Source organism: Microbacterium sp. MYb66, assembly GCF_002979435.1.
Classification (GTDB): Bacteria; Actinomycetota; Actinomycetes; order Actinomycetales; family Microbacteriaceae; genus Microbacterium.
The window spans coordinates 443708-465243 of the sequence record NZ_PCOV01000002.1 but is presented as its reverse complement, the minus strand read 5'-3'; the positions used below and the strand labels follow the sequence as shown (position 1 = coordinate 465243).

The following is a 21536-nucleotide window of genomic DNA, read 5'->3' as shown; positions in this document are numbered from 1 at the left end:
CGGTGTGCGCTCGGTTTTCCGGGCTCCGGGCTCCGGTCGTCGGGCTCCGGGGTGGGGAAGGCGGATCAGGGGTTTCTCTCCCACCGCGCGTTCCTGTCGTCGAGGAGCGCGCCCCGGACATACTCCGCCGTCACGCCTTCCGTGACCGACACGTCGCGGACTCCGGCGGTCGAGGCGATGCGAGAGCGCAGCTCCGTCCAGAGCGGCGCGGTCTGCGGGAAGCCCAGATATTCGCGGAACGTCTCCACCTGCATCCGGGTGCCGTCCGGCTCGCGGACGAGGCGGACGATCGTGTCGTCGGGTTCGACGAATCGGATGCCGTACGATCCGTCGTCGCGGAGTGCGATGTGCTTCTGGGGTGCCGCCGCCACCGCGACGATCTCACGCGCGACGGGTTCCGGAGCGTGGATCACCAGGGTGGTGCCGAACTCGCCGAGCGTCTTGACGAGCTGTGTCGACGCGTACCTCTTCCCCGCCCGGTCGCCGGCCTCGGAGACTCGGCGGCTCAGCCTGCTCTTCAGGAGCGGGCCGGCGATGATCAGCGCGAGGATCAGCAGGCCGAGAAGGATGTAGAGGGGAGTGTCCACTGCCACAGCGTAGTGGGATCCACCCGGCGCGATCCGGTCCCCACGGGCTCGGAGCGCGCTGATCCGCCGGTCGGCGAGGAGTCCGGATGAGGCGCCGAGGCTCTTGCCGCGCGATGCGTCTGCAACTTCTCGCGCCCTCGCGCAATCCCCTTCTGCGTCGGTCGAGCGCGGCGTTACGGTCACCGCAACGACGACCGAGGAAGAAGACGAATGGAGGGCGAAGTGCAGACGATGGCACGTACCCGGATCATGGTCAACGACGTCGGGTTCTACCTGGCACAGGGGCAGGACGACACCGACCTGAAGAACCGCATCGAGGATGCGGTGCGTTCCGGCGGGGAGTTCGTCGAGTTCGTGGTGGTGGGCAACCGCGCGGTCAGCGTTCTCGTCTCCGCCTCGACGCACGTGGTGATCTCGGTCGAGAACGTGGAGTTCGATCCCCGGGACACCGGTGACGGCGGCGCACCGTACGGAGGGGAGTTCGACCTGCTCTGAACGCTCCCGCGCGGACCTGTCACGTCGACGGCCGGATGCGCGGGACTGATCCTCCGGCTCCCCGGCGGCGTTCGCGGCCGGGGGCCGGAGCACTGGTACGGTGACGGCGGTGGGCATCGCGTCCCTGGGGCCGACGAGCAGGAGTGAACTTCGAGATGAAGCGACCATCCCGTCTGCGTCTTGGTCGCATCGGGATCGCCACCGTGCTCGCGGTCGTGATCGGAACACTGGCCCCCGCGCTGTCGACGAGCACGTTCGCGACCGCAGCCACCGACGGGCAGATGGTCCACCCGGCTTCGGGCAACATCCAATCGAAGGTCGGCGACGGCTGTCGCGGAAACTACCGCGCGCATGAGGGCATCGACATCTCGGCGGCGGGCGGCACGCCGATCCTCGCGGCCTACGACGGGGTCATCAAGTCGCGCACCGTGAACAGCGGCTACGGCAACTACACCGACGTCGAGCATCCCGGCGGCTACGTCACCCGCTATGCGCACATGGCATCGCCCGGACTTTATGCGCCCGGCACCCGGGTGGTCCGCGGGCAGCAGATCGGCGTCGTGGGGAACACCGGCAACTCGCCGGCCTACCACCTGCACTTCGAGGTCCGGCTGAACGGATCGGTGTACACCGCGATCAACCAGGGCTACACCTGCCTGACGAACGTGACGCGGGGCGCGCCGATTCCGTTGTTCTTCCCCGGGCTCAGCACAGGACCCGATCCGACGATCGCCTCCGCCGACTACACGAGCGACGGCAATGCGGATCTCCTGATGGTCGCGGGCAACGGCGACCTGCGACTCCGCCCCGGCAACGGCAAGGGCGGCTTCCTTCCGACGACGACGGTTCTGGGGCTCTGGGGCGGGACGCGTCGACACCTGACCCACACCGATTTCAACGGCGACGGCAAGGCCGACATCCTCGCGGCGAGATCCGACGGCTCCCTCGAGTTCTACGCCGGCAACGGGGCGAGCGGGTTCGCCGCGGCGGTGAGCATGGGAACGGGATGGTACGACCTGCTTCACGTGACATCCGGAGCGGACTACACCGGCGACGGCAAGCAGGATGTGGTCGGTGTCTCCCGGAGCGGTGTCATGACGATCTACCAGGGCAATGGCGCCGGTGCCTTCGGGACCGCCCATCTGACCCTTGCCGGAGGCGGGTGGGAGGGGTTCCACTTCATCGTCGGCGGTGACTTCGACAACGACGGACGCGGCGACCTCGTGGCGGTCAGCGACACCGGAACGCTCTACTTCTATCCGGGTCTTCCGTACGGATTCGCGCAGCGCCGCCTCGCCGGAGACGGCTGGGTGGAGTTCACGGCGTTGACCGGCGGCGTCGACTACAACGGTGACGGACGCGCCGACCTGCTCGGCCGGACGCCGGCGGGCGAGCTGTACCTCTACGCCGGTCTCGGCAACGGCACCTTCGGCACCAAGACGCTCGTCGGAGCGGACTGGAGCGATCACCTCACCATCGAGTAGCGCGGCGTATCGTTGACGCATGGCCGCCCCCACGTTCGAGGAGATCGCGGCCGTGCTGTACGCCGGGCCACCTGAGGACTTCGTGTCTTCACGCAAGGCCCGCGCCGAGGAAGCTGCCGATCCCGGACTCGCATCGGCCGTGCGCGCCCTGCGGAAGCCGTCGGTCGCGGCCTGGGTGGTGAACCTCTTCGCGCAGGAGCGGGCGGGCCAGCTGAGGGAGGCGCTGCAGTTGGCACGTGAGCTCCGTGAGGCGCAGGACGATCTGGATGCTCCGGCGCTGGCGAAACTCGGACGAGAGCGTCGGGCGCTGACGAAGAGGCTTGCGGAGACGGCGGGGGAGTTGGCCGCCGCGCGCGGGGAGCGGATCACCCCCGCGACGCTCGAGGCCGTCGAGCAGAGCATCTCCGCCGCGTTCTTCGACCCTGCTGCGGCCTCGGCCGTGGCTTCCGGGCGGTTGCTGCGGACGATCACGCCGTCTTCGACGGAGGACGACATCCGCGACGCGGTGGTGGGCGACATCCCCGCACTCGAGTCGGAGCCGCGGCCGACCGGCGAGTTGCAGGCGCGAAGGGCGCGCCGGGAGGCCGAGCGCCGGGTCGCCGCAGCCGAGAAGGAGCAGGCGTCCGCAGAACGGGAGCTGACGACGCAGGATCGGGCTCTGCAGCTCCTGCGCACCCGGGCGAAGGAGCTGACCGAGCGGGCGTCGGAGCTCGAGGCCGAACTCTCCCGTGCTCGCGCGGACCTGAAGCGCGTGAAGCAGGATCTCCCGGACGCGGAGGAGAGCCGTGAGAAGGCGGCGACGCGGGCGGAGGCGGCCGCGAGCGCTGCGGATCTGGCGCGGAAGGCGCGCGAAGAGCTGTAGCGCGTGCCCGCGTTCTCCGTGTTCTCAGGGGGTGCCGCGGGTCGCGAAGTCGGGGCGGTAGATCCACTTGACGGTGTCGACGAAGCTGATGGTCTCGGTCTCGGTCACGCCCGGGATCGCGCGGATGGACATCACGAGGTCGAGCAGATGCTCGTTGTCCGTGGCCATGAGCTCTGCCATGAGGTCGTAATGCCCGGTCGTCGTGACCAGGTAGTAGACCTCGTCGATCGCCGAGATGGCGTCGCTCACCTCGTGCACCCGGTGGTCCACGCGGACGCCGACGAGTGCGGACTGCGCGTAGCCGTGGGTCTGCGGGTGGGTCATCGCCCCGATCGTCACGACGCGCTCGTTGAGCAGCCGTTGGATGCGCTGGCGTACAGCGGCGTGCGAGAGTCCCACGGCCCCGGCCATCTCGGTCACGGACCGGCGGCCGTCCTCCTGCAGAAGGCGGACGAGCTTACGGTCGAGCTCATCCAGCTGCGCTGGGACCAGCCCGTGGAATTCACCGGATCGCATCGTGGGTGCTCCTCTCTTACGGGCGTGGCGGCCCGCTGTCAGCGTACTGGAAACCGTCATTCTCATCGCCTAAGCCGGTCGCGGCGATCAATTTGATGGCCGCCACACCCGAGATCTTCAAAAATCGTTGCTTTTCATCCACGCCGCCGCTATATTCGTGTCCAGACAGATGTTCGACGATGAAATCAGCGGTTCGAGGAGTTCGTGATGAGCAAAATCACGGTTGTGCAGGCCGGGCGTCTGCTCGACGGCACGGGTCAGGTGATCGACGACGCGACGATGATCGTGCGCGACGGCACGATCGAGGCGGTCGGACCGCGGGGGACGATCGTCATCCCGGCCGACGCCGAGCAGGTGGATGCCGGAGACATGACCGTCATGCCGGGCCTCATCGACTGCCACACGCACCTCGGCGGCGCCTCCTCGCCGAACTACACGACCTGGGTGGTCGAAGACGACCTGCGCCAGGCCATCCTCTCCGGGCAGCAGATGCGCGCGCTCATGGAGCACGGTGTGACCACGATCCGCGACATCTCGCGCAACGGGCTCCGCCTCAAGTGGGCCGTCAACAACGGCCACATGCACGGACCGCGCATCGTCGCCTGCGGGCCGGGTCTCTCCCGCACCGGCGGGCACGGAGACGCGCACAACCTCCCGTGCGACATGATCCAGAGAAGTCACCCGTGGGCCATGCTCGCCGACGGCCCGGAAGAGCTGCGCAAGTCCGTCCGCCTTCTCAACCGCATGGGCGCCGATGCCGTCAAGATCTGGGCGACCGGCGGAGGCATGTGGGACAAGGAGCTCGAGACCGACCAGCACTACGACTTCGAAGAGCTCTGCATGGTCGTCCGTGAGGCGGCGATGGTGAAGATCCCCGTGCTCGCGCACGCCGAGTCGCTCGCTGCCGCGAAGGACTGCCTGCGCGCCGGTGTCGCGACCCTCGAGCACGGCGAGGAGCTCGACGACGAGTGCCGCCGCATGATGGTCGAGAACGGCGTCATCCACGTCCCGACTCTGCAGCTGTTCCTCGGTCCGTGGTTCGACGAGTACCCGCCGCCCCCACGGGAAGGTCTCGAGAACTACCGCGGGGAGACCATGGTCGAGAAGGAGAAGAACCGGGTCGCCGACAACTTCACCGCCTCCCGTCTCGCCGGCGTCACGATCGCGGTCGGCAGCGACAGCTTCTCGAGCATCGACGTCCCGTACGGTGCCTCGACGCTCTCCGAGATCCACACCATGGTCGAGACCGGAATGCCCGAGTCCGACGCCATCGTCGCGGCCACCCTCAACGGAGCGAAGGCACTGCGGGTGGACCACCTGACCGGGTCTCTCGAACCGGGCAAGGCCGCCGACTTCCTCGTCGTCGACGGAGACCCGCTCGACGACATCCGCTCCCTCGCCCAGGACCGTCTGCGATATGTTCGCCGCGGCGAACAACTGTGGCTGGACGAGCTCACTCCCCCCGCGCACCGCTCACCCGCCCGCTGAAACGCCGAATACGAGGACGATGATGACCCCGACAGCCCCCTCAGCACGCCACACCTCCGCCGCGGCGTCCGAGCCGCGGACGCTCCGCCGCGCCGGACTCGGCACCGCCGACCTCGTCTTCTTCGTGGTCGCCGCCGCAGCACCGCTCACCGTGGTCGCGGGGGTCGTGCCGCTCGCGATCCGCACCGGAGGGGAGTCGGCGGCCTACGGATATCTCGTGCCCGCGGTCGTCCTGATCCTCTTCGCCGTCGGCTTCACCGCCATGAGCCCGCGGATCAAGAACGCCGGAGCCTTCTACTCGTACATCACGCACGGGATCGGCAAGCCGTTCGGGGTCGGCTCCGCGCTCCTCGCGGTCGTCTCGTACAACGCGATGACGATCTGCCTGGTCGCCGGCTTCGCGGTGTACGCGCAGAACATGCTCGCCTCGCTGTTCGGGTTGAGCGTGAACTGGGTGATCCTCGCCGCGTTCGCCGTGGTCGGGATCGCCCTGCTCGGATACTTCAAGGTCACGCTCGGCGCAAAGGTGCTGGGTATCGCGCTCGCGCTCGAGGTCGCGGTGCTCGTGATCTACGAGGTGTTCATGCTCGGCCAGGGCGGCAGCGGCGACATCGCCGAGACGGTCGCGATCTTCAACCCGGCCGTGATGGCCGACCCCGGCTTCGGGGCGATGCTCGTGCTCACCGCCGGCGGATTCATCGGGTTCGAGGCGACCGCGATCTATGCGGAGGAGGTCAAGGATCCGAAGCGCACGGTTCCGCGCGCCACGTACATCGCGATCGCGTTCCTCGGAGTCTTCTACACGTTCTCGGTGTGGTGCATCTTCGCCGCCTACGGCACGCAGGGCGCGCTGGAGGCGGCCGCGAGCGACGATGTGGCTCTGCTGACGTTCGCATCGATGGAGCAGTTCGTCGGGCCCTGGCTGTCCGATTTCTCCCAGTTGCTGCTCTGCACCAGTGCGTTCGCCGCCGCCCTGGCGTTCCACAACGCCGCCTCCCGGTACCACTTCACGCTCGCGCGCGAGGGGATCCTGCCGCGGGGCATCGCGCGGATCAGCCGTGCGCACGGCTCACCCGTCGGCGGCGTGGCGCTGCAGATCGCGATCTGCGTCGTGGTGCTGGGGTTCGCTGCCCTCGCCGGCGCCGATCCGTACCTCGTGGTCTTCCTGTGGTCGGCCGCCCCCGGCGTGCTCGGGATCCTGCTGCTGGAGGGCATCGCCGCGATCGCGGTCGTCGCGTTCTTCCTCCGCGACCGGCACGGGCACAGCGTCTGGCGGGTGATCGTGGCGCCGGTGCTCGCGGCGATCGGTCTGTTCGTCTTCGTGGGGCTCAGCGTGTCCCAGCTCGAGCTGCTGACCGCTGCCGAGCCTTTCGTCAACGTCCTGCTGCTGGTGCCGATCCCGCTCGCGATCGTGGCGGGAATCGTGATCGCCCTCGTCCTCCGCTCTCGGCGTCCGCAGCGCTACGCCGCGCTGAACACGGTCGACGTCGACGCCGAAGGGTGAGGTCGAGGGGCGGATGCCGCCCGGCTCAGAGAGGACTGCGGCGCAGACGGCCGCGGAGGAAAGGCAGCGCCGGTGCTCGGTACTCCCACGCCGCGGCATCCTCGGGGTCGAGGATGAGTTCGGCCTGTCCGAAGCGCCAGAGACGGTTGAACAGATAGACGCCGATGGTCACCGTCCGATCGGACGGAACCTGCCACGTGCCCCGCCCCCATTGCGTGGGCTGGCCGCGCTCGCCGATGACGAGCGTGGGCCTGATTCCCGCGTAGAGCGCGAACCACGGCTTGTGCATGGTGAGCTCGATCCGGCGGACGTTCATCTCTGCGACTAGCCCTCCGGAGTGTCGAGCACCTCATCCACGAGCATGATGCCCCCGGTGGAGTTGGCGGAGTGCATGAGCTCTTCGATCCACTTCACGTTCAGCTGGGGCGCCTCAGGCTCCTCGAAGGTGAACCGGAGCGGAATCGAGGGATGCAGCCAGATCGTGGACCTGCCGACCGGGTTGCCGTCCGCGTGCTTCCACGACAGGGTGAAGCTCTCGTTGCGGCGGAGCTTGGTGGCGATGACCACCTTCAGGTGCGCGAGTGCGCGGTCGTCGATATGGATCTCGTCACCACTGCCGTATTGGATCAATCCCATATCAGAACCCTAACGGTCCGGGAGGCGTGGACGAGTTGAGCAGCGCCTCTCGCCGACGTACAATTCTGGTGAAATTCTGGCGGGCCGAAGGGCGCCCGTTGACCGAGCGGCGCAGCTGCCCGCGTCGCTCGGGTGCGGTGCGCTCCATTCGGCAGTCAGTGTCTGTCGACTGATTGGAGTGTTGAGATGTCCGCGATGCCCGATCCCCGATTCGAGCTGCGCAAGATCACCGATACCGAGTGGCTGATCCTCGATCATCGCTATGCGCCGAACGACTCTCGCCAGACGGTCGCCTGCGTCTATCAGGTCGATGCCGTCGAGGTGGAAGTCGTCTGGCTCCGCGACCTTCCGCTCGCGAGCTGTTACATGTCCGCGGCCGACGTCCTGGAAGACGTGCAGCGGTTCCACGGCTCCCGCCGAGCCGGGCGCCCCGTCCCCATCCCGCACCTGCCGCCGCTCGCTACAGCCTGACGCGCTCGGCGACGGACCTCGCGCCTCGATGGAGGGAGCGGGCGGATTGTCGGCCCGCCGCCCGCGCCTGTCAACGGGCCTCCCGTGACGGTCGTGAGGGGTGAGACTGATCGACGCCCCTACGTGATCGGAGACTGTGATGTCAGACCCTCAGACGTATCCTGACGACGACCGCGAGGTCGAAGCCGAAGGCATCGATCCGGACATGCCGTCCACGAGCGACGCGGAGGGCGACGTCCTCGCAGAAGATCCAGACGACGGGTGATGCTTCCGGCCGCCCCGGCCGGCACACAGGGAAGCGTGAGATGCTGGGTATCACCACCAGTGATCATCTCGGTTGCGCCTCTTGGCACGGGTCCCGTGGCGAACAGAGGACATCACCATGGGCAGGCTCATCTATGAAAACGGAGTCAAGACCGAGATCGAGGATCGCGCGCTCACGCATCTGCAGCTGGTGATGACGGCGAAGCTCCGGCGGGGAGAGCCCTTCGGGTTCACCTGGAGAGAGGACCAGAGCGTCGGCGGTGGTCGCACGACCGTGTGGATCCACGCGGGCAGTTCTCTCGTCTTCAAGTACAGCGGCAGTCGACAGCCGGCGATCAACCGCGATTGGATCGAAGCTCTCGCGTTCACGGCCAGCTCTCCTTCCGGCCTCTACCTCGTCCCCGAACCGCAGCAGACGGCACCGGCGGAGCGAGTCGGCGTGCCTGCCCACGTCTAGCCGACGCGACCATCACGCTCGGCTTCGTCGTCATCGCTACCGGCGGGCGCGTCAGCACGCAACCCCCCTCTGCGGTCACGCGCGCCGGGGATAGGGTCCCCACATGAGCAGTCCGGGAACGGCGAGCACCAATACGCACATCGTGATCGATGGGCAGCCCTTCCTCCTGGACGGTGACCGCGATCTGGTCGACCTCATGGGCGAGATCGAAGCAGCGGCACGGTCGGAACCGACGTTCGTGCATCTCTCCGCCGGGGACGAGCTCGTGAGCGTCCTGGTGTCGTCGCGGTCGAGGATCGTGATCACCGTCGAGCGCGACGGGATCGCGGTGACCTCGGATGAGGCACCGATCGCCCCGCTCCCGGACTGGGAGTACTGACCCTCCTCGACGCTGCCCGGAGGGTGCCCGATGACCGCGGGGTGCAGCGGGAGTGCCGCATAGTACGTCCGTTTGCCCCGCAGGTCGAGGGAGGCGGAGATGTCGGCCGACGGGAGCAGTATGGGCCGACATCGCAGAGTCGGCCAATGGAGGCAGCATGTATTTCCACGTTCAGGAATTCATCAACGAGATCGCTCAGGACGAGCCCGATCCCGCGGCGGCGAATGCGCTGCAGGAAGGGCTCGGCGGTCAATTCGGCGAGATGCGGACGATGATGCAGTACCTCTTCCAGAGCATCAACTTCCGGGGACCCGACGGCAAGCCCTACAAGGACCTCATCCAGGGGATCGGCACGGAGGAGATCAGCCACGTCGAGTTGATCGGCACGACCATCTCGCGACTGCTGGACGGCTCCCCGCAGTACCAGGGCAAGCCGACCGACCCGGTCGACCAGCCGGGAGCGGGAGGCGCGACGCCGTTGCGCATCGCGGTCGACACGAGCAACATCCATCACTACCTCGTCGGCGCACAGGGCGCGCTCCCCGTCGACGCGGTCGGCAACCCCTGGTCCGGAAGCTACGTCTACAACTCCGGGAACCTCGTGCTCGACCTGCTCTACAACCTCATGCTCGAGTCCACCGGCCGGCTGCAGAAGTGCCGCCTGTACGAGATGACGGACAACAAGATGGCGCGCAGCACGATCTCCTATCTCATCGTGCGGGACCAGGCGCATGAGAACGCCTACGCCAAGGCCCTCGAGACACTCGGAGTGAACTGGCGCACGTCACTCCCGATCCCGAAGACGAACGCCGAGCAGTTCCCCGAGGTGAAGAAGCTCCTCGATCTGGGGTTGCAGAGCAAGCAGTATTCGTTCGATCTCACCGCGCAGTCGGAAGCCGGCAAGATCTTCCAGGGCGCATCGCCGTCGAACGACGGAACGGATCTCGACGCGAGCGAGCAGGCGCCCGTCGGTGCTCCGATGACGATCTCGCCGGAGCGTCTCGAGGAGTTCTCGCCCGGGGCGGATGAGGAACTGCGTGCCCTGATCGAAGCGACCGCTGCGATGGAGATGGCGGAGATCGATGCGACGTTCGGGCGACTCCCGTGATCGTCCGGGGCGCGTGACAGGACGGAGACGGTCGGGCCGGCTCGGCGGGCAAAGCAAAACCCCCGCCATGTAGAAGCTAGGCGAGGGTTTCTGGGGTGATTGTAATGATCACCCGTGTGGCTCCGACCGGCATCGATCCGGTGACCTTTCGATTTTCAGTCGAACGCTCTACCAACTGAGCTACAGAGCCGCGCGACCGGCGAACCTGTCGCGTCCTAGACGAAGAGCCCTCTCCGAAGAAAGAGCTCGACGCACGGAGCGACCCTGACGGGACTTGAACCCGCGACCTCCGCCGTGACAGGGCGGCACGCTAACCAACTGCGCTACAGGGCCATACTTGTTTTCAATTGTATCGGAAGGTGTGACCCCAACGGGATTCGAACCCGTGCTACCGCCGTGAAAGGGCGGCGTCCTAGGCCGCTAAACGATGGGGCCGAGTCAGTCCCGGGGGACTTCCTTGCCGACGCTCAAGCATAAGGGATGATTCGGGCAAATCGCGAATCGAGGGCGCGGCGGCTACCCCCGGGCGTGTTTCAGGAGGACGATGGAGACGTCAGGCGTGCGACGACGCCCGCGCGAACCGCCCTGGTGCGGATGTGACAGTTGTTGTTAGTGTGGCAACTGTGAAACCGGCGGAAGGGGCCGTGTGAACGACAAGATCACACTGGATGCTGCAGTTGCTGCGGCATCCGAGGACTGCGGCTGCGCGCCCAGCCCGACAGAACGTCGTGCTTTCGGCAAGACGGGCGTCAGCCGTCGCGGAGCTCTCGGCATCGGCGCGCTCAGCGTCGTCGCGCTCAGCGCCTTCGGCATCACCAACGGAGTCTCCGCCGCCTACGCCGCGTCGTACCCGAGCTGGGACGACGTGCAGCGCGCGAAGAACAACGAAGCCGCGAAGGCCGCCGAGGTCAGCCGCATCGAGGGGCTCATCCAGTCCCTGACCCAGAAGGTCGCCGAGACGCAGGCGGCGGCGCAAGTCGCCTCCGACGAGTTCTACGACGCGCAGCAGAAGTACTTCGCCGCAGCCACCGCCGCCGACGCCGTGCAGGCGAAGGCCGACGAGCAGGCGGCGAAGGCCGACGCATCCGCCCGCAAGGCCGGCCAGGTGGCGGCGCAGCTGTATCGCAACGGTGGCGACGACACCTCGCTGGAGCTGTTCTTCACCGGCTCCGCAGACAACGCCGACGAACTGCTCGCGCGCCTGGGCACGATGGACAAGCTCTTCGAGTACAACCAGTCGGTGTACGACGATGCCGTCGCCTCCCGCAACTCCGCGCAGTCGCTCAGCGACCAGGCCGTGGTGGCGCGCGACGAGCGCGACCGGCTGCAGAAGCTCGCCGAGGAGAAGATGGTCGCAGCTCAGCAGGCCGCTGACGCCGCCCAGGCCGCGCTCGACGAGCAGTCCGCGAACCTCGCCACGATGCAGGCGCAGCTCGCGGCCCTCAAGGACGCGACGACGAAGACGGTCGAGGGCTACAAGGTCGGCGTCGCCATCGAGGAGAAGAAGCGCAGGGACCGCGAGGCTGCGGAAGCCGCGGCCAACGCCGGCGGCAACGGCGGCGGTGGAGGGTCCCAGGGCAGCGGCGGCTGGTGCCGTCCTCACGGCGGCGGGAAGAGCTCGGGGTACGGTCCCCGCTCGCAGCAGTGCGGCTCGCAGGGCTGCTCGTCACCCTTCCACTACGGCACCGACTTCGCGAACGGCTGCGGCGCCGCGATCTACGCCGCGCAGTCCGGCACGGTCGACTACGCGGGCGGCAACGGCGGCTACGGCAACTACATCCGCATCCAGCACGGCGGCGGCATCGGAACCGGCTACGCGCACATCCGCAACGGCGGCATCCTCGTGCGCTCCGGTCAGTGGGTCAACTCCGGTCAGGTCATCGCCTACGCGGGCAACACCGGGCGTTCTTTCGGCTGCCACCTGCACTTCGAGGTCTACGTGCGCGGAAACGCGGTCAACCCGGTGCAGTTCCTAGCCGATCGCGGCGTCTCTGCCTGAGCATCCGCCTCACGGAACACGAAAGACCCCCGGCCGCTCTGCGGAACCGGGGGTCTTCGCGTCGACGGCGTGCCGTCGGAAGGCTCTGGAGGTCAGTGACCCTGCTCGCCGAAACGGACGATCGCCTCGTCGAGGATGCGCTGCGCCTCGGCGGCGTTCCCCCACTCGTCGACCTTGACCCACTTGTTGGGCTCGAGGTCCTTGTAGTGCTCGAAGAAGTGCGAGATCTCCTTCTTCGTGTACTCGGCGATGTCCTCGATGTCCTGGATGTGCGCCCAGCGGGGGTCCTTCGCCAGCACGGCGACGAGCTTGTCGTCTCCGCCGGCCTCGTCGCTCATCTTGAGGACCGCGACGGGGCGGACCTCGACGACGACGCCCGGGTAGATGGCGTGGTCGAGGAGCACGAGCACGTCGAGCGGGTCGCCGTCCTCGCCGAGCGTGTTGTCGAAGTAGCCGTAGTCGGCCGGGTAGCCGAAGGTCGTGTAGAGCACGCGGTCGAGGTGCACTCGCCCGGTCTCGTGGTCGACCTCGTACTTCACGCGGCTGCCGCGCGGAATCTCGATGACGGCGTCGTGTGCGCCCATGCGTGTGCTCCTCAGGAAAAGTTCGGTTGGATGCCGCGGACTAGCCTACCCGCGGCGCTCGAGGCTCCGTGGGCCGCGACCGCTCAGGATCCGGAGTCGGCTGCCGGCGCCGGCGGCTCGCTCCGCCGTCTCCGGAAGAGATGATTCAGCAGACGGCTCACCGGATCGCTGAGGAGGAGCAGGAACAGTCCGGCGTAGCCGTTCGGAGAAGCCACGACCGCGATGGCGAGAGCTGCGGTGAACAGGATGATCGCGGCGAGGTCGCCGATCACCCCCGCGCGGATCGTCTCGGGTGCCACGTCGCCGAGTTCGCGATGACGCGCCAGATACAGCCAGCCGGCGAGGGTCGTGACCTGGGTCATGATCAGCGTGCCGATGTAGACCACGGCCTGGAGGGCGTCGGAATCCATCTGCCCGATCATCGCCGTGGGGACCGGCAGCCAGACGATCGTCGCCATCCACGCGACGTTGATCCACAGGAGCGGTCCGGTGACCCACTCCACGTCACGGTACTGACGGTGGTGACCCATCCAGAACGTGGCGATGAGGAGGAAGCTCAGCCCGAAGCTCAGCAGCTGTCCCGCATGCTCGTCCAGGAACTCGGCCGTGCTCATGTGGCCGGATGCGGCATCGGAGACGGACTCCATCAACGGGAGGATGAGCAGCGTCATGGCGATCGCCACGACGGCGTCGACGAAGGCCTTGAACCGCTCGGTCCGGAACGGCCGCGTGCGCGGGATATCGGTCACGGCGCCAGGATAGCCCCGGGTGGTTCTCCGCCGCACGATGGTCGGACGCGCGAGACGGACCCGTGCCCTACCGTGGAACCGTGCCGTCTCTCTCCCCTGCCATCGCCGAGATCCGCCTGGCCGTGCGCACTGCGCTCGCCGACCTGCCCGAGGGATCGACCGTCGTCGTCGCACTCTCCGGAGGGGCGGACTCGCTCGCGCTCGCCGCGGCCACCGCCTTCGAGGCGCCCAAGCGGGGGATCAGGGTGGCGTCGCTGACGGTCGACCACGGCCTGCAGGACGATTCCGCCGGGGTCGCATCCCGTGCGGCACGGGCGGCGGGGGAGCTCGGACTCGACGCGCTGATCGTGCGCGTCGAGGTGGACGGCGAGGGTGGACCCGAAGCTGCGGCGCGTGACGCCCGGTATCGCGTGCTCCGCGATGCGGCCGCCGATGTCCGCGCCGCCGCCGTGCTGCTCGGACACACGCTCGATGACCAGGCCGAGACCGTGCTCCTGGGGCTCGCCCGAGGGTCGGGAGCGGCGAGCCTGCAGGGCATGGCGCCGATGCGCGAGGACGACGACGGGCTGCGCTGGGTGCGCCCGCTGCTGGGTGTGCGGCGGGAGACGACGCGGGCGTTCTGCACCGCAGCCGACCTCTCGCCGTGGAGCGATCCGCACAACCTCGATGACCGGTTCGCCAGGGTGCGGGTTCGCGAGCGCGTGCTCCCGGTGCTGGAGACGGAACTCGGGCCGGGCATCGCCGAGGCGCTCGTCCGCACCGCCGAGCAGCTGCGAGAGGACGCCGAGGCGTTCGACGAGATGATCCACGAGACGATCGAGGACATCGTCGAGCACGCGGAGGCGGGCATCTCGGTCAGCGTGGCGGCTCTCGCCGCGAACCCCGCGGCACTGCGGAACCGCATCATCCGTCTCGTGGTCGACAGCGAGTTCGGCGTGAGCCTCACGAGGACGCAGACGATCGAGGTCGCGCGCCTGGTGACCGAATGGAGCGGTCAGGGGCCGATCGATCTCCCGGGATGCTCGGCCGTGCGCCAGGGCGGGAGAATCGTCTTCACCGCATCCGGTCGCTGAGCGCGTCTCACCGCGGGCGTACGCGCCCCACGACCGGATGCCGCGGCTGAGGGGCTACTTCTTACCGCCGAAGAGCCCGCCGAGAATGCCGCCGAGGTCGATGCCGCCGCCCGAGCTGCCGCTCTTGCCGCCGCCGAGAAGTCCACCGATCACGTCGCCGATGCCGCCGCCACTCGAGCTGCCGCTGTCGCCGCCGCCGAGGATGCCGCCGATGAGGTCGCCGATGCCGCCGGACTGCTCGGCCCCGGCATCCGCCTTCGCGGTCTTGTCCTTGTTGGCGTTCGCGATCAGGCCCATCACGATCGGGGCCAGGATCGGGAGGAGCTTGCCGAAGTCGATGCCGGGGGTCGCCTTCGACTCGGTGAGCTCCTTCGTGACCTCCTTCTCCTTCGAGCCGAGGATGTGCGCCACGATCTTGCCGCCGTCGGCCTGATCGATGTCGTCGACCTTCGAAGCGCCCGCGGTGCCCACGTGCTTCTTGAGGGCGTTCTGGATCGCGGCGGAGCCTTCGTCGGTCTCGGCGTTCTTCGCGAGACCGCCCAGCAGCACGGCGCCGCCCTGCTCGACCGCGACCTTCGCCTCGTCTCGCGAGACACCCAGCTTCTCTGCGATGTCGTCGATCGGCACCTGCGTGAGGATGTCGTCAAGAGCCATGGTGAGTCCTTCCGTCGGGGGCATCCGCCCGCATCTCCGCTCACAGTAGTGCGGATGCCACGGGCATGGGGAGATCTGCCCATCGCCACCGTCGGCCGCACGTTCTATGGTGGAAGCTTCCGGGGGGAAGGAACAGCGGTGACCGATCTCGATGTGCAGAAAGAGGCGCTCGACGCGGCGCAGGCTCGGCTGACGGCGGGGGCCGCGCCGATCGTCACGTCGTGTCTGTCCTTCGGCGGCACCGGGTCGTCCGCGGTGGAAGGTGCGCTGGGCGAGGCTGAATCGCTGCTCACCCAGATCCTGTCGGCGCTCGCGCAGACGGCGACGAACTCCGCGACCGATGCGGCATCCGTGGACAGCACCTTCACCGCTTCCGACGAGGCTCTCGCGCAGGCGGCGCGATGAACCTCCCCGGACTGATCGACGATCCCGCCCGCGGCGACGTCGGCACCGTCAACGGCTACGCGACCACCTTCTCCACGCGGGCCGGGTCGTCGCGGGAGCGCAAGGGCGACGCGGATGCCGCGCTCGCGAGCATCACCTCGATGACCGCGTCGTCGGCCGATGCGCTCGGTGCGCGGGTCGTGCTCCTCTCGCAGCGCTTCGGCGAGGCGGCCGAAGGACTCGATGGCATCTCGACCGCGATCTCCGCCTACGCCACCGATCTCGAAGGGCTGAAGAGCGAGGCCGCGCGGAGGCTTCGCGCCGCGCAGAACGCGTACGACCACATCTTCGTGCGCCGAGCCGAGGCGCTGAGCGCGGCGAGCGAGTTCGTGACGGGGTGGGCGCTCGGCTGGGATGCCGTCCTGCCGTCGTGGATGTACGTCGACGACCCGAGCTACCTGCGTCGCTGGCAGGACGCGATCGACGACTACTACACCGCCCGCTCGTCTTACAACGCGCTGGCCGAGGAGCGCACCGCGATCGACCAGCGGGCGGTGAACGCGCTCGCCGCGGTGCCGCTCATCTCGGCCGTCACCCAGGGCGGGAAGGTCGGCGGTGCGGGATTCGCGGCCGCCAGCCTCGCATGGGCGGGTGACGTCAACGCGATCACCGCCGAATCGCTCGCCGGACTCGGCGACCCCGACATCATCCGCGAGACGTGGAACTCGATGGATGCGGCGACGAGAGACGCGCTGATCGCCGCGTCGCCGCTGATCATCGGCAACCTCAACGGCATCCCGATCCGCGACCGCGTCACCGCGAACCACAACAACATCCGCGACGAGATCGCGCGCCGGGAAGCCGAGATCGCCCGGCTCGAAGCCCTGGTCGAAGGTCTCAAGACGGGGAACCGCGCGGACGCCTGGACAGCCAAGGGCTACCTCGACGAGATCGACAAACTCCGCGAGCCGATCGACTACTGGCAGAGCCTGCTCGACCAGGACTATGTCTGGTGGGACGAGAGCGAGCGCCAGCACACCGACAAGGGAGCCGGAGCTCGGGTCGTCGTCTTCGACCCGAACGCCGATGCGGTGGCCACTTATCACGGGCCGATCGACCCGGTGACCGGCGACATCCCCGCGTGGATCCGCAATGTCGCCGTGTCAGTGCCGGGCACCACGACGACCATGACCAGCTTCGGGGACGGCACCGGAGCGGAACTCTACAATGCCGCCGGCCCGAACTCAGCCGTCTTCCAGTGGGCGGGTGGCACGTTCCCGCAGCTCGAGCTACCGGGACCGACGGACGCATCCTTTGCGCAGGATCTCGCGCCGAAGCTCAGGGACTTTGTCGCGGGCATCGGACAACCGGCCTCGTCGACGCTCACGGTCGTCGCCCACAGCTATGGTGCGGCGGCCCTTGGCCTGGCCGAGAAGGCGGGCCTCGAGGCGGACCGGATCTTCTACGTCTCGCCGGCGGGCATGGGGGCCGGAGTGTCCGGTCTGTCGGACTTCCCGAAGACGGGCGACGTGCCGCATTATTCGATGATGGCGCGAGGCGACCTGGTCGTCGGCCTGATCCAGGGCAACGGCCCCGACCAGATGCACGGTCAGTCGCCTCTCACCGCGGACGGCGTGATCCGACTGGAGACGGGCTGGATTCAGGACGAGCAAGGCGGAAGGGTCGTCGACCTCGAGGACTACAACATCAAGGGCAACGGCACGCCTCGTGGTATCGACAGCCACACCTCGGTGTACGACCCGCGATCGGTGGCGTTCGACAACATCATCGCCGTCATCACCGGAGGCGAAGCAATGCTCTACGCCCCGGACGAGGTATATAACCCGCGGCCGATCATCGTGCCCGGTTCCGGGCCTATCATCCAGGCGCCGGTTCAGACGGATGGAATCGACAAGTCGGGTTTCGCTCCGGCATACGAGAAGATCGAATGATGAAGAACATCGGACGTGTCGCCGCCCTGGCCACAGGGCTGCTCGTGACGTTGGCTCTGGGAGGGTGTGCGATGACGGCCGAGAGTCGCCTCGATGAATATCAGGTGAAGGCTGAGGCGCTGGCGGAGGAGATCGTGGGGATGATCCCGGCGGACCTTGCGCCGTCGACGACTCCCGACGTCGAGTCTCGAGGACGGATGCTTCAGAACCCGGTATCTGCCGAACCGTCTGCCGAGGACTCCGTCTGGTGGCAGGTCGACACCTATGTTGAGCCGGTTCAGCGCGACGGGGCTTCTGAAGAGGCCGCGAAGGCGATGGCGGCGCAGTTGCTCGCAGACGGGTGGGAGCACACGGATGCACGTGAGACGTCGGAGGGGCGACGCATCGCCGACGCCTACGGCAAAGACGACTGGTATGTCGAGGTGACCTGGGTCCGCTCCGAAGAGGGCAAGTACGAGACCATCGAGATCGGTGTGCTCAGCCCCAAGACGACCCGCGGTGACCATGACGAGATTCACTCCTGAAGTCGAATGCGGTCCCTGCGCGGTGATCGTCCTCATCGCCTTCCGTCGAGTTCCTCACGCTGAGGTCGTGCGGTCGTTTTTGACTGTCTAGTGATGCGAAGACTGACCGGACTGACGATCGCGCTCGTCTGCGTGCTGATTCTGGGAGGATGCGCGGTGACACCGACACCGGAGAGCCGACTCGACGAGTACAAGGCGGAGAGTGAGACGCTCGCGATGAGCGTCGTGGAGCTCATCCCCGTTGACCTGGAGCCGGCGCTCGATACTGAGCTGGAGTCGCGGGGGCAGGCGCCGCAGAACGGTGTCACCGCTGAGAAACGTCCGGGCGATCCCGCCTGGTGGCAGGCTCAGGCCTACGTCAGCCTCGTGGAGCGGGAGGGTGCAGCGGCTGAGGCGATTGCCGCCGTCACGGAGGCCATGAAGTCGGATGGCTGGACGGTGGAGCGCGTCCGCGAGACAAGCGAAGGCCGCACGATCACGGACGGCTTCCGAAGGGACGATTGGTACGTGGAGATCGCGTGGGTGAAGTCTGAACCAGGCAAGGTCGAACGGTTCGACATCTCGGTTGTCAGCCCGACGACGGTGCGCGGAGACCATGACGACATCTCCTCCTGACCGAGGCACGGCAGGAGCCGGCGCGTCCTCATGGTGAGCCCGGAGACGGCACGCGTCGACAGCGACCCTGATCGCAACGGCGAACCCTGAACCGGAGCATCCGGTTCCGTCACCTAAAATCGATCCATGCGCGCCGCGGAGATCCAGGACGACCTTGCTCAGATCCTCGTCACAGAGGAGGAGATCCTCACCAAGCTCGATGAGCTGGCGACGCAGGTCGCCCAGGACTACGAGGGCAAGGACCTGGTACTCGTCGGCGTCCTCAAAGGGGCCGTCATGGTCATGGCGGACTTCGCCCGGGCGTTGCCGTTCCACGCCCCGATGGACTGGATGGCGGTGTCGAGCTACGGCGCCAGCACCAAGTCGAGCGGTGTGGTGCAGATCCGCAAAGACCTCGACACCGACCTCAACGGCAAGCACGTCCTGATCGTCGAGGACATCATCGACTCGGGTCTGACCCTCAGCTGGCTGCTCGAGAACTTCGGATCCCGCGGAGCCGAGTCGATCGAGGTGCTCGCGCTCCTGCGCAAGCCCGAAGCGGCGAAGGTCCACATCGACTGCAAGTACGTCGGCTTCGACATCCCCACCGATTTCGTCGTCGGATACGGCCTCGACTACGACGAGCGCTACCGCAACCTGCGCGACGTCGCGGTACTCGCACCGCACGTCTACTCCTGACGCCTCGCCACGCTACGCCGTGGGTGAACGCACAGCGACCCCCTAGGGCGCGCGCGATACGCTGATCCGATCATGGATGTGAAGAAGCTCACCCGGAATCCGCTGATCTACGTCGCGCTGATCGGCGTCCTGCTCTTCGGCGGATTCCTGCTGATCTCGAATCTGGGTGCGCCCAAGCAGATCACGACACAGGAGGGGCTCAAGCTCCTCTCCGGCACCACGGTCACCGAGGTCGTCAACACCGACGGCGACCAGCGCGTCGACATGACGCTCTCCAAGGCGTTCGAGGGCTCCGAGAACGTGCAGTTCTACTACGTCGACGCCCGCGCCGACGAAGTGGTCAGCGCGATCAACGAGGCGGCTCCCAAGGACGGCTTCAACGACGCGGTGCCGCGCGCGACATGGTTCGACGGCTTCCTCTCGCTCCTCCTCCCGCTCGTGCTGCTCGGCCTCCTGTTCTGGTGGCTGCTGTCGTCGATGCAGGGCGGCGGCGGCAAGGTCATGCAGTTCGGCAAGTCCAAGGCCAAGCTCGTCAACAAGGAGACCCCGACCGTCACCTTCGCCGACGTCGCCGGTGCCGACGAGGCGATCGAGGAGCTCCACGAGATCAAGGAGTTCCTTCAGGATCCCGCCAAGTTCCAGGCGATCGGCGCTCGCATCCCGAAGGGCGTGCTCCTGTACGGCCCTCCCGGAACCGGTAAGACCCTCCTCGCGCGGGCGGTCGCGGGCGAGGCAGGCGCCCCCTTCTACTCGATCTCCGGATCGGACTTCGTCGAGATGTTCGTCGGCGTCGGCGCCTCGCGTGTGCGTGACCTCTTCGGTCAGGCCAAGGAGAACGCCCCGGCCATCATCTTCATCGATGAGATCGACGCCGTCGGTCGCCATCGTGGCGCCGGCATGGGCGGCGGAAACGACGAGCGCGAGCAGACCCTCAACCAGATGCTGGTCGAGATGGACGGCTTCGATCCGAACGCGAACGTGATCGTGATCGCGGCGACCAACCGCCCCGACATCCTCGACCCCGCGCTTCTGCGCCCCGGTCGTTTCGACCGCCAGATCGGCGTCGACGCCCCCGACCTCAAGGGCCGCCAGAAGATCCTCGAGGTGCACAGCAAGGGCAAGCCGCTCGCGAAGAGCGTCGACCTCGAGGTCGTCGCCCGCAAGACTCCCGGGTTCACCGGTGCCGACCTGGCGAACGTGCTCAATGAGGCCGCTCTGCTCACCGCGCGCTCGAACGCGCAGCTGGTCGACAACCGTGCCCTTGACGAGGCCATCGACCGGGTGATCGCCGGACCCCAGCGTCGCACCCGTGTGATGCGGGACAAGGAGAAGCTGATCACCGCGTACCACGAGGGTGGACACGCACTCGCCGCGGCGGCGATGAACTACACCGACCCGGTCACCAAGATCACGATCCTGCCCCGCGGCAAGGCCCTCGGATACACGATGGTGCTGCCGCTGGACGACAAGTACTCGGTCACCCGCAACGAGCTGCAGGACCAGTTGACCTACGCCATGGGCGGCCGCGTCGCGGAGGAGATCATCTTCCACGACCCGACCACGGGAGCCTCGAACGACATCGAGAAGGCGACCTCGATCGCCCGCAAGATGGTGCTCGAGTACGGCATGACCACACAGGTCGGACCGGTCAAGCTCGGCAGCGAGGGCGGCGAGCCCTTCGCCGGCCGCGACATGGGCCGCGGCCGCGAGTACTCCGAGCGGGTCGCCGAGCGAGTCGACGCCGAGGTGCGCGCGCTCATCGAGCAGGCGCACAACGAGGCCTACGAGGTCATCAGCGCCAACCGCGACATCCTCGACAAGCTCGCTCTGGCGCTGCTCGAGGAGGAGACCCTCGACCACAACCAGATCGCCGAGATCTTCACCGAGGTGAAGAAGCTTCCGGAGCGTCCGCTGTGGCTGTCCAGCGAAGACCGTCCCGTGTCGGAGCGTCCGCCGATCGAGGTGCCGAAGAAGGACGTGTCGCTCGCGGCCTCCGTCGAGGCGCCCGCGCCGTCAGCGCGACCGCAGCAGGGATCGGCGGGAGCGAGCAACCCGCGACCCGCGACGGCCTGA

The 21536-nt window shown here is 67.6% G+C and carries 25 protein-coding genes and 3 tRNA genes; 18 read left to right on the top strand and 10 right to left on the bottom strand.

All coding sequences use genetic code 11. The features are described 5' to 3' along the window. Positions 1-65: 65 nt before the first annotated feature. Positions 66-587, bottom strand: coding sequence for a hypothetical protein (locus CQ045_RS06090; protein ID WP_258130970.1), 522 nt, complete (start codon positions 585-587; stop codon positions 66-68). A gap of 231 nt (positions 588-818) precedes the next feature. On the opposite strand from CQ045_RS06090, the gene CQ045_RS06085 reads away from it, so the two are divergent. The 3 genes from CQ045_RS06085 to CQ045_RS06075 all read left to right on the top strand — a co-directional run bounded on the left by CQ045_RS06085 (position 819) and on the right by CQ045_RS06075 (position 3428). Continuing rightward, positions 819-1082: a hypothetical protein gene (locus CQ045_RS06085; protein WP_258130969.1), complete on the top strand. Its 264-nt coding sequence runs from the start codon at positions 819-821 to the stop codon at positions 1080-1082. A gap of 155 nt (positions 1083-1237) precedes the next feature. Next, positions 1238-2566 (top strand): VCBS repeat domain-containing M23 family metallopeptidase, encoded by a 1329-nt coding sequence (locus CQ045_RS06080; protein WP_105722191.1) that lies wholly within the window; start codon positions 1238-1240, stop codon positions 2564-2566. Positions 2567-2585: 19 nt separating this feature from the next. Further along, positions 2586-3428 carry a transposase gene (locus CQ045_RS06075; RefSeq protein WP_105721769.1) on the top strand — a complete coding sequence of 281 codons (843 nt, stop codon included), beginning with the start codon at positions 2586-2588 and terminating at the stop codon, positions 3426-3428. A 24-nt stretch (positions 3429-3452) separates the two neighbouring features. On the opposite strand, the gene CQ045_RS06070 is transcribed toward CQ045_RS06075, so the two are convergent. Further along, entirely contained in the window at positions 3453-3944 is a 492-nt protein-coding gene (locus tag CQ045_RS06070; protein WP_181156459.1) for an Lrp/AsnC family transcriptional regulator, read from the bottom strand. A 207-nt stretch (positions 3945-4151) separates the two neighbouring features. On the opposite strand from CQ045_RS06070, the gene CQ045_RS06065 reads away from it, so the two are divergent. Both CQ045_RS06065 and CQ045_RS06060 read left to right on the top strand, forming a co-directional pair. Beyond that, the gene (locus CQ045_RS06065) at positions 4152-5432 is read left to right on the top strand and encodes an amidohydrolase family protein (protein ID WP_105721767.1); all 1281 of its coding nucleotides are present in this window, start codon (positions 4152-4154) and stop codon (positions 5430-5432) included. Positions 5433-5454: 22 nt separating this feature from the next. Then, positions 5455-6936, top strand: coding sequence for an APC family permease (locus CQ045_RS06060; protein WP_181156458.1), 1482 nt, complete (start codon positions 5455-5457; stop codon positions 6934-6936). A 25-nt stretch (positions 6937-6961) separates the two neighbouring features. On the opposite strand, the gene CQ045_RS06055 is transcribed toward CQ045_RS06060, so the two are convergent. Both CQ045_RS06055 and CQ045_RS06050 read right to left on the bottom strand, forming a co-directional pair. Further along, the gene (locus CQ045_RS06055) at positions 6962-7252 is read right to left on the bottom strand and encodes a hypothetical protein (RefSeq protein ID WP_105721765.1); all 291 of its coding nucleotides are present in this window, start codon (positions 7250-7252) and stop codon (positions 6962-6964) included. Between the two features lie 8 nt (positions 7253-7260). Further along, entirely contained in the window at positions 7261-7572 is a 312-nt protein-coding gene (locus CQ045_RS06050; RefSeq protein ID WP_105721764.1) for a hypothetical protein, read from the bottom strand. 195 nt (positions 7573-7767) lie between these two features. Here CQ045_RS06050 and CQ045_RS06045 point away from each other — a divergent pair, with 195 nt between their 5' ends. The 5 genes from CQ045_RS06045 to CQ045_RS06030 all read left to right on the top strand — a co-directional run bounded on the left by CQ045_RS06045 (position 7768) and on the right by CQ045_RS06030 (position 10251). Next, complete coding sequence (locus CQ045_RS06045) at positions 7768-8043, top strand: hypothetical protein (RefSeq protein ID WP_308737007.1); 276 nt, start codon at positions 7768-7770, stop codon at positions 8041-8043. A gap of 139 nt (positions 8044-8182) precedes the next feature. Then, complete coding sequence (locus tag CQ045_RS19010; RefSeq protein WP_258130968.1) at positions 8183-8308, top strand: hypothetical protein; 126 nt, start codon at positions 8183-8185, stop codon at positions 8306-8308. A gap of 117 nt (positions 8309-8425) precedes the next feature. After that, positions 8426-8764: an ATP-dependent DNA ligase gene (locus tag CQ045_RS06040; protein ID WP_105721762.1), complete on the top strand. Its 339-nt coding sequence runs from the start codon at positions 8426-8428 to the stop codon at positions 8762-8764. Between the two features lie 103 nt (positions 8765-8867). After that, on the top strand, positions 8868-9143 hold the full coding sequence (locus tag CQ045_RS06035; protein WP_105721761.1) for a hypothetical protein: 276 nt from the start codon (positions 8868-8870) through the stop codon (positions 9141-9143). A 157-nt stretch (positions 9144-9300) separates the two neighbouring features. Next, a complete protein-coding gene (locus tag CQ045_RS06030; protein WP_105721760.1) occupies positions 9301-10251 on the top strand; it encodes a manganese catalase family protein in 951 nt (316 codons plus the stop codon). A 117-nt stretch (positions 10252-10368) separates the two neighbouring features. Here the strand turns inward: CQ045_RS06030 and CQ045_RS06025 are convergent. From CQ045_RS06025 to CQ045_RS06015, 3 genes are all read right to left on the bottom strand, one after another. Continuing rightward, positions 10369-10441: transfer RNA gene (locus tag CQ045_RS06025), tRNA-Phe, on the bottom strand. Positions 10442-10510: 69 nt separating this feature from the next. Next, positions 10511-10584: transfer RNA gene (locus CQ045_RS06020), tRNA-Asp, on the bottom strand. A 29-nt stretch (positions 10585-10613) separates the two neighbouring features. Beyond that, positions 10614-10686 (bottom strand) — tRNA-Glu (locus CQ045_RS06015). Between the two features lie 211 nt (positions 10687-10897). On the opposite strand from CQ045_RS06015, the gene CQ045_RS06010 reads away from it, so the two are divergent. Then, complete coding sequence (locus tag CQ045_RS06010; protein ID WP_105721759.1) at positions 10898-12250, top strand: M23 family metallopeptidase; 1353 nt, start codon at positions 10898-10900, stop codon at positions 12248-12250. A gap of 92 nt (positions 12251-12342) precedes the next feature. Here CQ045_RS06010 and CQ045_RS06005 read toward each other — a convergent pair whose 3' ends face one another. Both CQ045_RS06005 and CQ045_RS06000 read right to left on the bottom strand, forming a co-directional pair. Then, a complete protein-coding gene (locus CQ045_RS06005) occupies positions 12343-12834 on the bottom strand; it encodes an inorganic diphosphatase (protein ID WP_105721758.1) in 492 nt (163 codons plus the stop codon). 83 nt (positions 12835-12917) lie between these two features. Then, positions 12918-13583: a TMEM175 family protein gene (locus tag CQ045_RS06000; RefSeq protein WP_105721757.1), complete on the bottom strand. Its 666-nt coding sequence runs from the start codon at positions 13581-13583 to the stop codon at positions 12918-12920. 80 nt (positions 13584-13663) lie between these two features. Here CQ045_RS06000 and tilS point away from each other — a divergent pair, with 80 nt between their 5' ends. Next, positions 13664-14656 carry a tRNA lysidine(34) synthetase TilS gene (tilS, locus tag CQ045_RS05995; protein WP_105721756.1) on the top strand — a complete coding sequence of 331 codons (993 nt, stop codon included), beginning with the start codon at positions 13664-13666 and terminating at the stop codon, positions 14654-14656. 54 nt (positions 14657-14710) lie between these two features. On the opposite strand, the gene CQ045_RS05990 is transcribed toward tilS, so the two are convergent. Continuing rightward, complete coding sequence (locus tag CQ045_RS05990) at positions 14711-15310, bottom strand: DUF937 domain-containing protein (RefSeq protein ID WP_105722189.1); 600 nt, start codon at positions 15308-15310, stop codon at positions 14711-14713. Positions 15311-15448: 138 nt separating this feature from the next. Between CQ045_RS05990 and CQ045_RS05985 the strand changes: the two genes are divergently transcribed. From CQ045_RS05985 to ftsH, 6 genes are all read left to right on the top strand, one after another. Continuing rightward, a complete protein-coding gene (locus CQ045_RS05985) occupies positions 15449-15715 on the top strand; it encodes a hypothetical protein (RefSeq protein ID WP_105721755.1) in 267 nt (88 codons plus the stop codon). Next, complete coding sequence (locus tag CQ045_RS05980; protein WP_105721754.1) at positions 15712-17646, top strand: alpha/beta hydrolase; 1935 nt, start codon at positions 15712-15714, stop codon at positions 17644-17646. The genes CQ045_RS05985 and CQ045_RS05980 overlap by 4 nt, the downstream gene beginning before the upstream one ends. Further along, on the top strand, positions 17643-18170 hold the full coding sequence (locus tag CQ045_RS05975; protein ID WP_105721753.1) for a hypothetical protein: 528 nt from the start codon (positions 17643-17645) through the stop codon (positions 18168-18170). The genes CQ045_RS05980 and CQ045_RS05975 overlap by 4 nt, the downstream gene beginning before the upstream one ends. Before the next feature lie 93 nt (positions 18171-18263). Then, a complete protein-coding gene (locus CQ045_RS05970; protein ID WP_258130967.1) occupies positions 18264-18785 on the top strand; it encodes a hypothetical protein in 522 nt (173 codons plus the stop codon). 126 nt (positions 18786-18911) lie between these two features. Beyond that, positions 18912-19463 carry a hypoxanthine phosphoribosyltransferase gene (gene hpt / locus CQ045_RS05965; protein WP_105721752.1) on the top strand — a complete coding sequence of 184 codons (552 nt, stop codon included), beginning with the start codon at positions 18912-18914 and terminating at the stop codon, positions 19461-19463. Positions 19464-19535: 72 nt separating this feature from the next. Continuing rightward, complete coding sequence (gene ftsH / locus CQ045_RS05960; protein ID WP_105721751.1) at positions 19536-21536, top strand: ATP-dependent zinc metalloprotease FtsH; 2001 nt, start codon at positions 19536-19538, stop codon at positions 21534-21536.

Bases quoted from the DNA above. Each gene is read 5' to 3' on its own strand.
- CQ045_RS06085 (WP_258130969.1), top strand. From the start codon at position 819: ATGGCACGTACCCGGATCATGGTCAACGACGTCGGGTTCTACCTGGCA.
- CQ045_RS05990 (WP_105722189.1), bottom strand. From the start codon at position 15,310: ATGGCTCTTGACGACATCCTCACGCAGGTGCCGATCGACGACATCGCA.
- ftsH (WP_105721751.1), top strand. From the start codon at position 19,536: ATGGATGTGAAGAAGCTCACCCGGAATCCGCTGATCTACGTCGCGCTG.
- CQ045_RS06030 (WP_105721760.1), top strand. From the start codon at position 9,301: ATGTATTTCCACGTTCAGGAATTCATCAACGAGATCGCTCAGGACGAG.
- CQ045_RS19010 (WP_258130968.1), top strand. From the start codon at position 8,183: ATGTCAGACCCTCAGACGTATCCTGACGACGACCGCGAGGTCGAAGCC.
- CQ045_RS06075 (WP_105721769.1), top strand. From the start codon at position 2,586: ATGGCCGCCCCCACGTTCGAGGAGATCGCGGCCGTGCTGTACGCCGGG.
- hpt (WP_105721752.1), top strand. From the start codon at position 18,912: ATGCGCGCCGCGGAGATCCAGGACGACCTTGCTCAGATCCTCGTCACA.
- CQ045_RS06080 (WP_105722191.1), top strand. From the start codon at position 1,238: ATGAAGCGACCATCCCGTCTGCGTCTTGGTCGCATCGGGATCGCCACC.
- CQ045_RS06055 (WP_105721765.1), bottom strand. From the start codon at position 7,252: ATGAACGTCCGCCGGATCGAGCTCACCATGCACAAGCCGTGGTTCGCG.
- CQ045_RS06065 (WP_105721767.1), top strand. From the start codon at position 4,152: ATGAGCAAAATCACGGTTGTGCAGGCCGGGCGTCTGCTCGACGGCACG.
- CQ045_RS06060 (WP_181156458.1), top strand. From the start codon at position 5,455: ATGACCCCGACAGCCCCCTCAGCACGCCACACCTCCGCCGCGGCGTCC.
- CQ045_RS06005 (WP_105721758.1), bottom strand. From the start codon at position 12,834: ATGGGCGCACACGACGCCGTCATCGAGATTCCGCGCGGCAGCCGCGTG.
- CQ045_RS05970 (WP_258130967.1), top strand. From the start codon at position 18,264: ATGCGAAGACTGACCGGACTGACGATCGCGCTCGTCTGCGTGCTGATT.
- CQ045_RS06045 (WP_308737007.1), top strand. From the start codon at position 7,768: ATGCCCGATCCCCGATTCGAGCTGCGCAAGATCACCGATACCGAGTGG.
- CQ045_RS05975 (WP_105721753.1), top strand. From the start codon at position 17,643: ATGATGAAGAACATCGGACGTGTCGCCGCCCTGGCCACAGGGCTGCTC.
- CQ045_RS06040 (WP_105721762.1), top strand. From the start codon at position 8,426: ATGGGCAGGCTCATCTATGAAAACGGAGTCAAGACCGAGATCGAGGAT.
- CQ045_RS06070 (WP_181156459.1), bottom strand. From the start codon at position 3,944: ATGCGATCCGGTGAATTCCACGGGCTGGTCCCAGCGCAGCTGGATGAG.
- CQ045_RS06035 (WP_105721761.1), top strand. From the start codon at position 8,868: ATGAGCAGTCCGGGAACGGCGAGCACCAATACGCACATCGTGATCGAT.
- CQ045_RS05980 (WP_105721754.1), top strand. From the start codon at position 15,712: ATGAACCTCCCCGGACTGATCGACGATCCCGCCCGCGGCGACGTCGGC.
- CQ045_RS06050 (WP_105721764.1), bottom strand. From the start codon at position 7,572: ATGGGATTGATCCAATACGGCAGTGGTGACGAGATCCATATCGACGAC.